Source organism: Candidatus Tisiphia endosymbiont of Nemotelus nigrinus, assembly GCF_964026475.1.
Classification (GTDB): Bacteria; Pseudomonadota; Alphaproteobacteria; order Rickettsiales; family Rickettsiaceae; genus Tisiphia.
The window spans coordinates 529484-542539 of the sequence record NZ_OZ032151.1; the positions used below are offsets into that span (position 1 = coordinate 529484).

Sequence of the window (13056 nt, forward strand, 5' to 3'; positions counted from 1 at the left end):
AGCTGAACCACCAGTACTTACGGTATCTCCTCCTGATTCACCATCAGTAGAACTACTATCTCCGTCTAATTCGTCGCTACCGCCACCATCACTTCCTCCTCCCATCGTATCCTTAGCTCCACCGCCCCCGGCTGCTTTATCGGCCGCTCCCATTTTTCCAGCTGCTCCAATAGCAGCCATACCAGCTTTATATATTGCTTGCGGATGAATGGCAACACTACTAAGTGCTACACCCTCAGTCATATCAGCTGCAAATTCTGCCAGTTTAGCACTAAGGTGATACATTAAATACAAAGTAAAGCAGGCAGTAACTAACGCTAGAACAATATCCTTAATCTTCTCAAAAAGTAATTTTGGTGATACAAAGAACATACCGGGTCCCATAACAATACCCTGCAGAAACTGGAATTTAGATAGATGACTGCTTGTACTACCACTTCCTGGTTTCTCTGTAAGCATTTCATTTAGGTTATCTTTAGCAAAATCAACAACTGTTGCAAGTGGATTATTAAGCATATAACCTAAGCTATTCTTACAACTTTTAACCTCGGCTTCACTATTATATTCACTCCACTTATTATTAACAAAAAATATTTTTACTGCTCTTTTTCCGTCACCTCCACTTTCTATACTATTTTGTATGGTTTTACCTGTATATTTACAGTGACCATAAAAACCAATATCGTAAACTGAAAACATCATAATCATAAAGGTTACCACAACCATAGGTTGTAATAAAAATGATATTAGTAGCTTTACCCACGATTCGAAATAACCACGAGTATATTCAAATAAAAACATCGGGACAAAAAGAGGCGCCAAAACACCCAATATTACTATAGATACCATACACATCACTGTAGCATTCACCATAAATGCTCCAACAGAAATCACTAATAAAGGATAAGAAAGCGCCAAAGACACGAGAGTCATGTTACCTGAAATAATAGCAGGAATCAGTAAATATACATAAGGTGGGGCTGAAAAACTAAAAAAGTCAAAATTCTCGAAATTATGATTTCTATATTGATTTTCTACCAATAAAGTTGAGAGAATATCTAATCCCAAATAATGACTTACTCGACAATCTAATGCATCCCACAAGGGCATATAAGAAAGATTTTTATCGACATAATCTTTAGTCTCAAATTTACACAATTCTGATGGAGAAGCATTCATAACCCAACCACCAAGCGTATCTATTCCCCCTAATAACAACGGAAAAGCCCACTGCACCATACCATCTAGTCGATTATAGTCAGAACTGCTACTAGGAGTAATATTTATACCTACAGAGAAATAGGTCACAAATAACATTTTTAATATAAAATTAATTATTTCATTTTTGGGCGGAACTTCACTAGAAAGTATAATTTTAAAACCAAAGAAAATTACATATATAGTTAATAAAGCGGTGACAGTTCTGTGCATATTACGTTGGAATTGAAATAATACACTACTCTCCCTTTTACTGGAATTAATCACCTTATTAACATCATCAAATGTACAAACATCTTTACTAATCAGTAATCTGGCTGTCATTTCCTTAATACATTCGATTAATGGTGAAGAAATGACTATGGCGGTCTTAGAATTATTATAAGCCCTTTGGTAACAACTAGAAGATGACAAGCCGCAATCAACTATTGCCATTGGATCAGTAGCAGTGTTATTAGAGCCTTCTTTAGCATTGCTGCCATCAAGACTCATAAAAGATGCATATATAGATTCAGGGTATGGCTCTCTAATATACTTACAACCAACCGCTACCCAGTCTGCCCTTATAGTGGGAGCAGCTACACACATAGTATCCTTTTGCCTTACTACTTTAAAAACAACCGGCAGAGGCACATCCAACATTACCCCAGTATCACCGTCTTTTTGATCCTGATAAATAGTATGGTATCCGCTCTTATTACTCTTCCACGCCTCCATAATATCATCCCACGGATCTGTACCAGTCAATAAAGCTTTAGCAATAGCAATGGCAGAAATGGCTATTGCCTCAACTCTAACAGCTGCTAACTTAATATTATTACAAAATGCAAAGGTTATTTTGGGATCAATTGGATCAATTTTATTATTTCTTGCACACTGCCCTCCAGGGTAATTGTAAGGTATATCAAATAATTCATGGTCATTTATTTTAAGACGCAGCATCGTATTGGCATACATTCCTGGCGAGATTATATTCGCAATACCAAAGGAAAAAAATGATGCTGGTATACAAGTGTGAGAAAATTCTGTACGTAATAAGTCGCCAACACCTTGAGTCTCACAGGTTAAACCTGAAAGAATATCAATTATAGTATCTAAAGTACCTTTTTCTTCTGCATAACTACTATGGATAACAGTAAAATTGAGTGTACTACATAAAATCAGTATCCTACCAAATGTTTTAGCACCATACAATAACCAATTGGCACTGAAGTGACAGCATAATAGAGTTAATAATTTTTTATGTTTGTAATGCATAAACCAACTAAAGTGACTTTACTTCCTCATAAAATATAGGCAACCATTTTTCAGGATCATCACCATATTGCTCTCTAATCTGATTCAACAATAGCACTGTTTCAACCCGACCAGAAAGAACATTAATAATATCATTCATACCATCTAAATTTATTTTAGCAACAATCGCATCTACTCCTTGTTTTATTAAAAAATAACGCGATGTTGGGTCTGTAGTTTTTATTAAAACATATTCTCGTTGACTAAGCATAAAAGCACTACGATAAATATCGGTTGCCTTAAGATTTGGTAAGAATATTTGTGTCGCAGTTTGTTGAATCAAAGTATCGCTAATTCTGCTTTTAGCTGCATCTTCAACACTTTGGGTAGCAAAAATTACAAAAGTATTTAACTTACGCAAAACTTTTAGCCAGTCCTTGATTTTCGGAGCAAATATCGGATTATCAATCAAAGCCCATGCCTCATCAAGAACTATCATAGTTTTCTGACCATCTAAAGAAATACTAATTCTATGGAAGATATATAGTAGTACAGGAGCAAGACTAATTGGATCTTTTAACAACTCTGTCATATCAAAGCCAAAGACTCGAGCTTTCTGCAAATCAATATTATCTGTCTCATTATCAAATATTCTTGCATGAGAACCTCTACCAACCCACATAGCAATCCTACCTGCCAAACTATTAGGACCGTCGATACCTAAAAATGCTACAACATTTTTTAATCTTCTATCCTTCTTCTCCAGCTTAAAATTACCACTTACTGCTTGTGATAGAGTCTTATTATCTTCTGATGATAGCGATTCTCCATTAGAAGTAACCAATACTTTAAGCCATTCTAGTATAAATGTCCTATTCTCCCCTGTATCATCAAGTTGCAAGGGATTAAAGTTACATTCTCCCCCCGGATCAATCGTGGTATACACTCCGTTAAGTGATCTGATAAATATCTCAGCACCGTGATCTTTATCAAAAAAGAACATTCTAGGTTTAAATTTTTGTGCTTGGGCACATAAAAAATTCATTAATACTGTTTTACCAGCTCCAGTTGGACCAATGATTAAAGTATGCCCAACATCCCTAACATGAAAATTGAAATAAAAAGGTGTACCTGAAGTAGTATCGAGTACAGTCACATACTCTCCCCAATGATTATTAAAAACCTTACCTAGTGGATAATTATGCATAGATGCAAAACTAGCCATATTTAAAGTATTGATAGTAGATCCCCTTACTATATAATCCATATTCCCGGGAAGCTGTCCCCAATAACTCGGTTCCATGTTAATTTTTTCCCTAACAGGTTGAATTCCAGAATTGGATAGCTCAACAGAAGCCATAGATAGGGTATCCTCAAGGGATTTTAAATTACTATCGGAACATAGAAGCGAAAAATGGTGTTCTCCAAAGCCAATATCACCACTAGTCGCCATATCAAGTGCTCGAGAGATTTCGGCAACTTGTGATACGGCCTTATCATCTGCTTGAATCATCCTATTTTGCTGTAGTTGCATTTTATTAATTGCCACTGTTCTATTAGCAAAAATAAAACTCTGAGTCATGACAAATTCAAAAGGCATTTGTAAAAAACCATCAAAGAGTCCAGCTGATGTAGATGGACCATATTCTAAAATACTTAGTATACCAGCGTATCTCCTGCCAGCTGGACCACGGGCTTCTATAGATCTAGAACCAAAAAACAATCTATGGGTTGGAAGATAGTGGTCTATTGAACTTCTTGGAACAACCATTTGCATTGAAGAACCACAATTTACCAAAGTACCAAGAAACTCCATAATATCACAGCAATAACCACTACTAGATTTGCGTACACCAAGTAGCCTAGCCGAATAACTATGAAATGTATTAACTACTCTTGAGGACATTTCTTGCAAACTTTCCTGCATTTCTCGCATGTCATTTTCCCAAGCCAATTTATTAGACTTTTGCATTAGCTTTTTAACGAGATACTCGATTACAGCAACTCCAGCTTTATCCGGTCGATAAAGGATACTAACGTACAACTCATTAAAAAACGACCTATATCCTGCATGTTTCTTACGCCATTCATTTGATAAGTAAGTTGTGAAATCATTAGGTACTTTTATGGTAGGATCGGAGGTATATTCCATCCCATCAAAAATCACTGGCCTACGCCTTCTGATAGTGTGAAAATACATCACAACATTGCCTGATGACATATTTTTAAGTAACGAATTCCTGATATTTTTTTTAATATCTAGATCTTCATCATCAGCCGTTTCAAAGGAAAAACCCCCTATCTTTACTACTTGTAACAATTCATTATTTTTAGTTAAGATAGTATTACTATCCCAATGGCACTTATAAGGAATAAAGTGAGAAGTAGGTTTTTCTTTCCTAGCTCTCGATTCTTTTGCTGTTTTTGTTACAGATAATTTTATCATTTTATACTGTTCTTTTAAATACCGTACGAGTTCGCCCCATAGAATGATTTATTAGGACACTGACTACATCTAGAAGATTTATTTAAGAATAATTCTATAAATCTTGGTTCTTTAAAACATATTACATACCCAATCATATGAATCACAAAGGCAACAAGCAAATTCATAATACTATTACTTTGAATAAATAATGACATAGATATGATCATATTAAGTGCTGCAAATTTTATACTAACACCAAATATCATTGCAGGTCTTGTTAAACCAACAAATAATGGATCTGATACTAAACTGCCTGACATAAATTAACTCTCTTTAACTCTAATTAACCCAAACTCGGTTATATACTTGATGAACTTCAAGAATTGGCGTCGTCGTATCTAAAGCTCTCTGCTACTCACGTACTAATATACGCCTAGCAGCTCGACTTTGCTACTGCCTAGCTCTTCTTGAAGTTGACCTTCGTCTACCAACTTTTCAATTCATTTTAGTATATCTGTAAATATAGCAGATTTTTATGCTCCACTAATAGCTGTTTTCATTATTTTTGTGGTATTGCTTATTTTTGTTCCATAAGTAACCTAGAAAATGTATACCAAATTAGCAAAGTGGTGTACGTAACCTAATTGTCATTGCGAGGAGTAGCATTACTACGACGAAGCAATCTAGAAAACGGTTAAATTTGGATTGCTTCGTTGTGCTTACGCACTCCTCGCAATGACGAATTACAGACACACAAGTCATTGTGAGACCACGTGAGTGGTCGTGGCAATCCACTTCATTTGGATTGCTTCGTCGCCACCGAGGCAACTCCTCACAATGACTATTTGCTTACATCTTTTTATATAATTGGCAACTCACGTTCTTTACTTGTAAACATGCTTAATAATATAGAATCGGGGAAAGTTGCATTGAGAAAATGTACGTAATCAGTATTGTTTTGAATAGCACTTAAAGCCGCCCCAATCAAGCCAACTTTTTTAGGCTCAACAACTTCATTCAGCATTTCTTTTAATACATCAACATCCTGTACGCGTATATAGTTCTCTTCGGTAAATTCTGTCCTATCACATAATAACACTAGATGCTCGGCATTTAATGAGGAGGCAATTATTGAGGCAGTCATATTTACATCCAACAAATGCGTATTACCTTTTTCATCACTAGCTACTGGTGCTATAACAGGAATAATATTGCTATCCTCAAAATTTATTAAAATCTCAGGATTTACTATAACTGGTTCACTGATAAACCCAATATCTATTACATCTTTATTAGCATCTCTCCTATGTAATAATTTTGATTTCTTAGCTTGAATAAGATTAGCATCTTTGCAGGAAATACCAATAGCATAACAACCTAAACTACAGAGCTTGGAAACTATACGCTTATTAATATACCCGGACAAAACCATTTCCATAATTTGTGAACTTTTATAATCCGCTACCTTAATATTATCGATAAATTTTTCATCACAACCAAACAATTTTAGCGTATCATTTACCAAATCAGTATGATCATGCACTATAAAGATTTTGATACCACAACTGTCAAGTAATTGTATTACTTCTGCAAAACTCGTTAATAATTTGTCATCACCAATAATTAATGAAGGTAGCTTAAATACCATAACTTGATCTCTAACTTCACTACTACGTCTTATTATATCTTTAATTAAGGCAGTGTCTTTTATATGGGCAAAACCGTTACCTTCCTTTTCTTTATAATTTAATGCATTTTGCCAAACTAAATTGCAATTCTTTTGCACCTTCTTTACTCCTACTACTTGTATAAATTACATTACAGGAGTAGCCTAAAGTTGCAAGAAAATTCTGTGCTATCGTCGTTAGGTTTTCTTTATGTGTTACCTTATCTGACTTTGTGAAAACAATTTGAAAATCTTTATTGCAAGAAAGTAACAATTTAGCAATTTCCATATCATTCTGCTTCAGCCCTCTTCTAGCATCAATCAATAAATTTACTAATTTGAGGTTTACACTCATTCTGAGATAGTATGTTATTAATACTTCCCATTGTTGTTTTATATATATGGGAACTTCAGCAAAGCCGTATCCTGGAAGATCAACTAAAATAAGTTTATCGACAAGGGAGAAAAAATTTATTTGCCTAGTGCGACCAGGAGTATTAGAAACCTTAGCAAGACTTGAATTATTACATATACTATTAATCAAACTCGACTTACCAACATTTGATTTACCAACAAAGGCAATCTCTGGCAAAGATGTACTAGGAAACTGATTGATTTTTGCCACACCAGCTATAAATTTTACCTCCTGACGAAATAGCCTTGTAACCTTATCAACCGACATTATTATCTAGCTTATTAATGTAATATTGCTGAATTATTGATAAAATATTATTCCAGGACCAATAAATTAATAACCCCGCTGGAAAACTACTAAACATTACTAAAAAAACTAGCGGCATAAATTTCATTACTTGCGCTTGAATCGGCTCAGCTGGCTCTGGACTCATCCTTTGCTGTAAGAACATAGTCAGAGCCATGAGAATAGGCCATACACCAATCATTAGAAAGCTTGGGCAAGTGAATGGCAGTAATCCGAATAAGTTGAAAATTGATGTTGGATCAGGAGCAGATAAATCTTTTATCCAACCAAAAAATGGTGCTTGACGCATCTCAATAGTTACGTATAACACTTTATAAATTGAGAAAAATACCGGGATTTGTACAATAATCGGCAGACAACCAGCAAGAGGATTAGCCTTTTCCCTTTTGTACAAAGCCATAACTTCTTGGTTAGCTCTCATTTTATCATCAGCATATAAAGCTCTAATTCTTTCCACTTCAGGCTGAAGATTTTTCATTCTTTTCATAGAACGATATGATTTATTAGCCAAAGTAAACATTAACAGTTTTATGATAACGGTTACAATCAAGATACTAACACCAAAGTTACCAACATAGAGATAGAAAAAGTTCATAGCATTAAAGACTGGCTTAGTAATTATATAAAACCAACCAAAATCAATTGCCCGGTCAAATAACTTAATATTATATTGCTTTTCATATTGATCCAATAAGTCAACTTTCTTTGCTCCGGCAAATAATTTTTGTGACATAGTGAACTTTTTTCCTACTCCTATAGTGTGAGCTGGAGAAATGAAATCGACTTGGTATTTTTCAACACCGTTTTTTATTGCATAATTAAAGTTAGAACTATACATACTAACTTTATCCGGAATTAAGGAGGCTAACCAATATTTATCTGTTATGCCCAACCAATCAACAGTGCCTTGCAAAAATTTTTCAGTTTTCTTATCTTTTAAATCATCAAAAGAATGCTCTTTAAGCCTACCATCAATAACCCCAATTGGTCCTTGATGTAGTATATTAACTGATTTCTCTTTGCCAATATATTTACGGTTAATTAGTCCATAATATTGGACTGAAATTGGTTGATTACTATCATTTACCGTAGTTTGCTCTATGGTAAATAAGTAATTACTATCCATACTTATCGTAATCAAGAATTTAATCCCATCTTTGTTAATCCATGATAAATTTACAGCTTTTGTAGGAGTTAACTCATCATTATCAGCCTGCCAAAGAGTTTCGCTATCAGGAAGGATAGTACTGTTATCTTTATTAAACCAGCCTATTTCAGCAAAATAAGCTTCTTCTGACTGAGAATTAGCAAATAATACAACAGGTTTACTGTTTGGTGATAGATCTTGCTTATATTTCAACAAAATTAAATCATCAAACCGGAGTCCTTTTAAAGAAATTGATCCAGAAAGTAATTTTGAGTTTATCCGAATTCTCTTAGCAGAAATAGATGCTTCACCTTCTTTAGGGATTTCTACTTGAATATTCTTTTTCTTTAACTCTTGAACTTGCTTATTATGTATTTTATTTTGCTGTTCTAGTTTTTGTAATCTTGGTTTATCATAAAAGTATTGCCATCCAAAAATAATACCAATGGACAGGACAATTGCAGCTGCCAAGTTAAATATGTTGTGATTCATTATCGGTCTAAAAAATAATTTAATATTATAAAAATAATGGATAACCATTATTTATAGCTAAGTCGTTATAGCTTCTACGTCATTGCAGAAGGTCACTTTAGTGGCAATGAGGCAATCCTGTTTTGCGTCAACCTTGCACAAGCAGGTATCTTAGATTCCCACCGTTGCTAAGAATGACAGCTTACAATTGCCTCGTTCGAGCTTCGCACCTCATCGCAATGACATTTAGGAGACTACAACAATATCAGAATCTATTCGGGTTAGTTATACTTCCCCCATAAATTCTATAAGATTTAAGTAAATTAATCAAGAAATTTGATTTATTGATGTAATCATGATTATTTAAACTTACCTCTGTAACTTCTTCATACCTATTTCTGTAATTATAAGGTAAATTACATCAGGCAGTAAGTTTTTTTGTTAATGCACTTTACATATAAAATGTGTTTGATATGTAAATTAAAATATAGAAGTGATGGATATTGATAATTTTGAAATGGGGATAATATCATGTCTATAAAAAATAAAAGATATTTTATAGCTATCACATGGTATATTCTAAGTATTATGAGCAGTGTTAATAATGACATGATAGCAAAATTCATATTTCTCAGATAATATTTCTTAGATGTGTCTTTAGTGCTATTACTTTTATTCCTGTAGTAGCTTACTATCCCGGATACTGCATGAAGGTATCAATATTTATCTCTGAACCCCTTGTAATATAAGGAGTTTGGAAGAATTGCACAAAAATACAAATTGTATATTTAAAATTTTATATATTTTAGCCTGTAACCCTCATGAGACAAGGGCTAGCACAATTGGTTCATTTCTATCATGCAATATCCGGGCTAGCCTGAATAATGCATGAAAGTCAGGAGACAAAACCCTCGTAATATGGTATAATATCGGTGTTAAAAGAACATTATACAGAAGGTTTTGTCATGACAAATTGTACAGGATTAAATTACCAATCGAAAGTAAAAAATCGTCAAATAGAAATAAATTTTACAGGAGGTAATATTAGGTGTTTAGTCCCAGGATGTGGAGGTTAGGGTTAATAATAAATTTATTTGGATCAGATGTCCATGTTTTTATGATAAATTCATAAGGAGTTAAACCTTTAAGAGCTTTAAGTCTTTTTGCGAAATTGTAGGCATTGATAAAATCATATAAATGTTGTTTAAGTTGCTGATGATTGTCATAATAAAAACGTTTAACAGTTGCCTCTTTAATAGTACGATTCATACGTTCTACCTGTCCATTAGTCCATGGATGATTAACTTTTGTTAGCCTGTGTTCAATATTGTATTCATAGCAAATACGATCAAAAATATGCATCCAAGCATGCTTATCTACTGTTCTGTTAGTAAATTGAATACCATTATCTGTCAAAATAGTATGAATTTTATAAGGTATAGCTTTAATTAAATTACGAAGAAATTGTGCTGTTTCTGTCTTGGTACATCTTGGTAAAAGTTCTACATACACAAACTTTGAAGTGCGATCAATAGCAACAAATAGATAGAGTTTACCTTCTTCTGTTTTGACTTCAGCAATATCTATATGGAAATAACCAATTGGATAAAGTTTAAACTTCTTCTTGGTTTTGTTATTTCCTTTTACTTCCGGTAACCTACTAACATTATGGCGTTGAAGAAGTCTATGTAAAGAAGATCTAGTAAGCTTGGGAATACTGACTTGTAAAGCATATAAGCAATCATCTAAAGATAATAAAGTGTGTTTACGAAATGCTATACACATAGCTTCTTCTTCAGAAGTTAATACTGTAGAAGATGGTTCTTTGGGACCCATACAAGTATCTTGTAATGTAGTTCGTTTCTTCCACTTAGCAACTGTTTTAGGATTAATAGAATATTTTCTTGCTAAAGTCTTTAAGCTCTCTTGACTATTTTGGATTGCGAAACGTATTGCCTCTGTCGTTTTGGCACAGCCGTGTAATATTTGTCCCATAATTCCTCTCTTGATGGTAATTCTTTATAATATACAACATTACACCCTGGGACTAAACACCTAGAGATTGCCACAAGTAATTTTTTTATTATCAGTAGTAATAACTATATTTTTTCCTTTTAAAGTATATTATTTTGTATTAAAATAACTTTTGGTTTTATAAAGTTGGTTTTATAAAAATCTTAGTTTTTACTACCCTTAGTTTTTAATTGATTATGGAGTTTAAAAATGAATATCAAGAACCATATACAAAGTTTACAAAAAAAACATGATGATTTACAAAGACTAATAAACGCTGCATTTTTACATTTTCAGGATGATATTAAAATCAAACAATTAAAGAAACAAAAATTAATGTTAAAAGATAAAATATTGTTGCTATATAAGAACATTACCAACAATTAAATTTAGTAAACTGCCTACAAAAGTCTACTTCTGCTGGTGATTTGTACGTTATATCGGTACTCTACCCCTCGCGTACACTACGATTCACAGCAACAGAATATCCTCCCCGAACTCTTACGTATAAGCGACTTTTGTAGGAAGTCTATTGATTCTTTTAAAGCAGAATGCTATAATTAAACGCCCCTGTAATTTACTACCTAAAGATTTGAGTATAGCTAATCGGGTTAGCCATACAAATTACTATAGAAACACTATTATAAAAGAATAATAAATATGGTACTATCTCTGAAAAGTAAAGGATTAACTATTATTTTGTCTTCCCCCTCAGCTGCTGGTAAATCTAGCTTAGTGAGAGCAGCTTTAGAAATAGACAGTAACCTTAAATTATCCGTCTCTACAACCACCAGAACACCCAGAGCAGGTGAGATCGATGGAGTAAATTACTATTTCAAAACCAAAGATGAATTTAATAAATTAATTGAACAAGATGCATTTCTTGAATATGCAAATATTTATAATAATTATTACGGAACACCTAGAAAAGTTGTAGAAGAGCTACTAAGTCAAGGGTTAGATGTTTTGTTTGATATAGATTGGCAAGGGACAAAATCCATAAAAAAAATCTTATCAAATGTAATTACAATTTTTGTTCTGCCTCCAACTCCTAGTATTTTGCAACAACGAATTCAAGATAGAGGGCAAGATAGTAAAGACGCAATAGAGTTGCGTATGAAATTGGCAACCAAAGAAGTGCAATATGCTAAATATTATGATTACGTGGTTATTAATGATAATTTTGATATCACTCTTAAAACAATATATTCGATAATAACTGCTGAACGAGTGAAAAGAATAAGACTTAATTTAGATAATTTTTATAATGACTGGCAACGTGCATTATTATATATAGCCGCTCCATCAAAAAGGCTGTAGACGTAAGAGATGATACATGTTTGTGGTCAAAAATTATATCCAAATCAATAAAATTTTTACCTTATTTATTTAAATTTTTACAAAATCAGCCGCCATCATAAAAATAATTAATATTAACTTTTTAGTAGCAATGGGTACAATATAAAGAGATAATTTTAATTTAATTATCCTTTTAAAATTTTGAACCATTGCTATCATTAAACTTGAATTTGAAATTTTTAAACATCCCTAAATGTTTATAATGCCCCCCTAAAATAGGACCAAAAAAATAGATTAATCCGAGTAAATTTATTAAAAACAAGTAAATTGAAAGGAAAGAAAATGAGTATTAAGAAACAATATGCACCAGGATTTAAGGCGAAGTTAGCTATAGAATTAATTAGTGATAAAAAGAGTGTAGTGAGATTAGTAGTGAACATAAGATGCCTCAAACTAATTTACATGAGTGGAAAGCAAAATTACTTGACTCTGCTAAAGATATTTTTCTGCCCGAATCAGAAAGAAATAAGCAGTTGAAAATATTAGAGCAAGAGATAAATATTTTACATAAACTGATTGGAGAAATTACAGTTGAAAATAATTTTCTTAAAAAAATTAAAACTGTAGATTATAATAGTAGAGTCAGTATGTTAGATATTCACGATAATCTGTCAATTAGGCAACAAGCAAGGTTATTAGACACTTTTAACAAAGCTTATTTGATTGATGAATTAATGGATTTTTTAGCGAAAATTAATAAGATTTTTGCCGCAATAGTATAGCTATTTCAAAAAAATCTTATAATTTGCAGCAAAAAAGACTTTATTCATCAATTAAATAAGCTTTGTTAACAGTGT

The 13056-nt window shown here is 32.9% G+C and carries 8 protein-coding genes and 2 pseudogenes; 3 read left to right on the forward strand and 7 right to left on the reverse strand.

Going from position 1 to position 13056, the window contains the following annotated elements:
* From AAGD39_RS02530 to AAGD39_RS02560, 7 genes and pseudogenes are all read right to left on the reverse strand, one after another.
* Window positions 1-2412 (reverse strand): annotated as a pseudogene (locus AAGD39_RS02530) (type IV secretion system protein); the annotation flags it as partial.
* Window positions 2413-2482: 70 nt separating this feature from the next.
* Window positions 2483-4897 carry a VirB4 family type IV secretion/conjugal transfer ATPase gene (locus AAGD39_RS02535; protein ID WP_341757211.1) on the reverse strand — a complete coding sequence of 805 codons (2415 nt, stop codon included), beginning with the start codon at window positions 4895-4897 and terminating at the stop codon, window positions 2483-2485.
* A 17-nt stretch (window positions 4898-4914) separates the two neighbouring features.
* Window positions 4915-5202 carry a VirB3 family type IV secretion system protein gene (locus AAGD39_RS02540; protein WP_341757050.1) on the reverse strand — a complete coding sequence of 96 codons (288 nt, stop codon included), beginning with the start codon at window positions 5200-5202 and terminating at the stop codon, window positions 4915-4917.
* Window positions 5203-5741: 539 nt separating this feature from the next.
* Complete coding sequence (locus AAGD39_RS02545; protein WP_341757051.1) at window positions 5742-6668, reverse strand: acetylglutamate kinase; 927 nt, start codon at window positions 6666-6668, stop codon at window positions 5742-5744.
* Window positions 6622-7230 (reverse strand): ribosome biogenesis GTP-binding protein YihA/YsxC, encoded by a 609-nt coding sequence (gene yihA / locus AAGD39_RS02550; protein ID WP_341757052.1) that lies wholly within the window; start codon window positions 7228-7230, stop codon window positions 6622-6624. The genes AAGD39_RS02545 and yihA overlap by 47 nt, the downstream gene beginning before the upstream one ends.
* A complete protein-coding gene (gene yidC, locus AAGD39_RS02555; protein ID WP_341757053.1) occupies window positions 7220-8908 on the reverse strand; it encodes a membrane protein insertase YidC in 1689 nt (562 codons plus the stop codon). The genes yihA and yidC overlap by 11 nt, the downstream gene beginning before the upstream one ends.
* 1023 nt (window positions 8909-9931) lie before the next feature.
* Entirely contained in the window at window positions 9932-10882 is a 951-nt protein-coding gene (locus AAGD39_RS02560; protein WP_341757054.1) for an IS481 family transposase, read from the reverse strand.
* A gap of 228 nt (window positions 10883-11110) precedes the next feature.
* On the opposite strand from AAGD39_RS02560, the gene AAGD39_RS02565 reads away from it, so the two are divergent.
* The 3 genes and pseudogenes from AAGD39_RS02565 to AAGD39_RS02575 all read left to right on the forward strand — a co-directional run bounded on the left by AAGD39_RS02565 (window position 11111) and on the right by AAGD39_RS02575 (window position 12981).
* Window positions 11111-11287, forward strand: coding sequence for a DUF465 domain-containing protein (locus AAGD39_RS02565; protein WP_341757055.1), 177 nt, complete (start codon window positions 11111-11113; stop codon window positions 11285-11287).
* A 273-nt stretch (window positions 11288-11560) separates the two neighbouring features.
* Window positions 11561-12136: pseudogene (gmk, locus tag AAGD39_RS02570) on the forward strand (guanylate kinase); the annotation flags it as partial.
* A gap of 506 nt (window positions 12137-12642) precedes the next feature.
* Window positions 12643-12981, forward strand: a complete 339-nt coding sequence (locus AAGD39_RS02575) for a hypothetical protein (RefSeq protein WP_341756365.1) — start codon at window positions 12643-12645, stop codon at window positions 12979-12981.
* Window positions 12982-13056 lie beyond the last annotated feature (75 nt).

What these genes read in the sequence shown, in the direction of transcription:
- AAGD39_RS02540 (WP_341757050.1), bottom strand. Translation starts at nt 5,202, where the DNA reads ATGTCAGGCAGTTTAGTATCAGATCCATTATTTGTTGGTTTAACAAGA.
- yihA (WP_341757052.1), bottom strand. Translation starts at nt 7,230, where the DNA reads ATGTCGGTTGATAAGGTTACAAGGCTATTTCGTCAGGAGGTAAAATTT.
- yidC (WP_341757053.1), bottom strand. Translation starts at nt 8,908, where the DNA reads ATGAATCACAACATATTTAACTTGGCAGCTGCAATTGTCCTGTCCATT.
- AAGD39_RS02560 (WP_341757054.1), bottom strand. Translation starts at nt 10,882, where the DNA reads ATGGGACAAATATTACACGGCTGTGCCAAAACGACAGAGGCAATACGT.
- AAGD39_RS02565 (WP_341757055.1), top strand. Translation starts at nt 11,111, where the DNA reads ATGAATATCAAGAACCATATACAAAGTTTACAAAAAAAACATGATGAT.
- AAGD39_RS02575 (WP_341756365.1), top strand. Translation starts at nt 12,643, where the DNA reads ATGCCTCAAACTAATTTACATGAGTGGAAAGCAAAATTACTTGACTCT.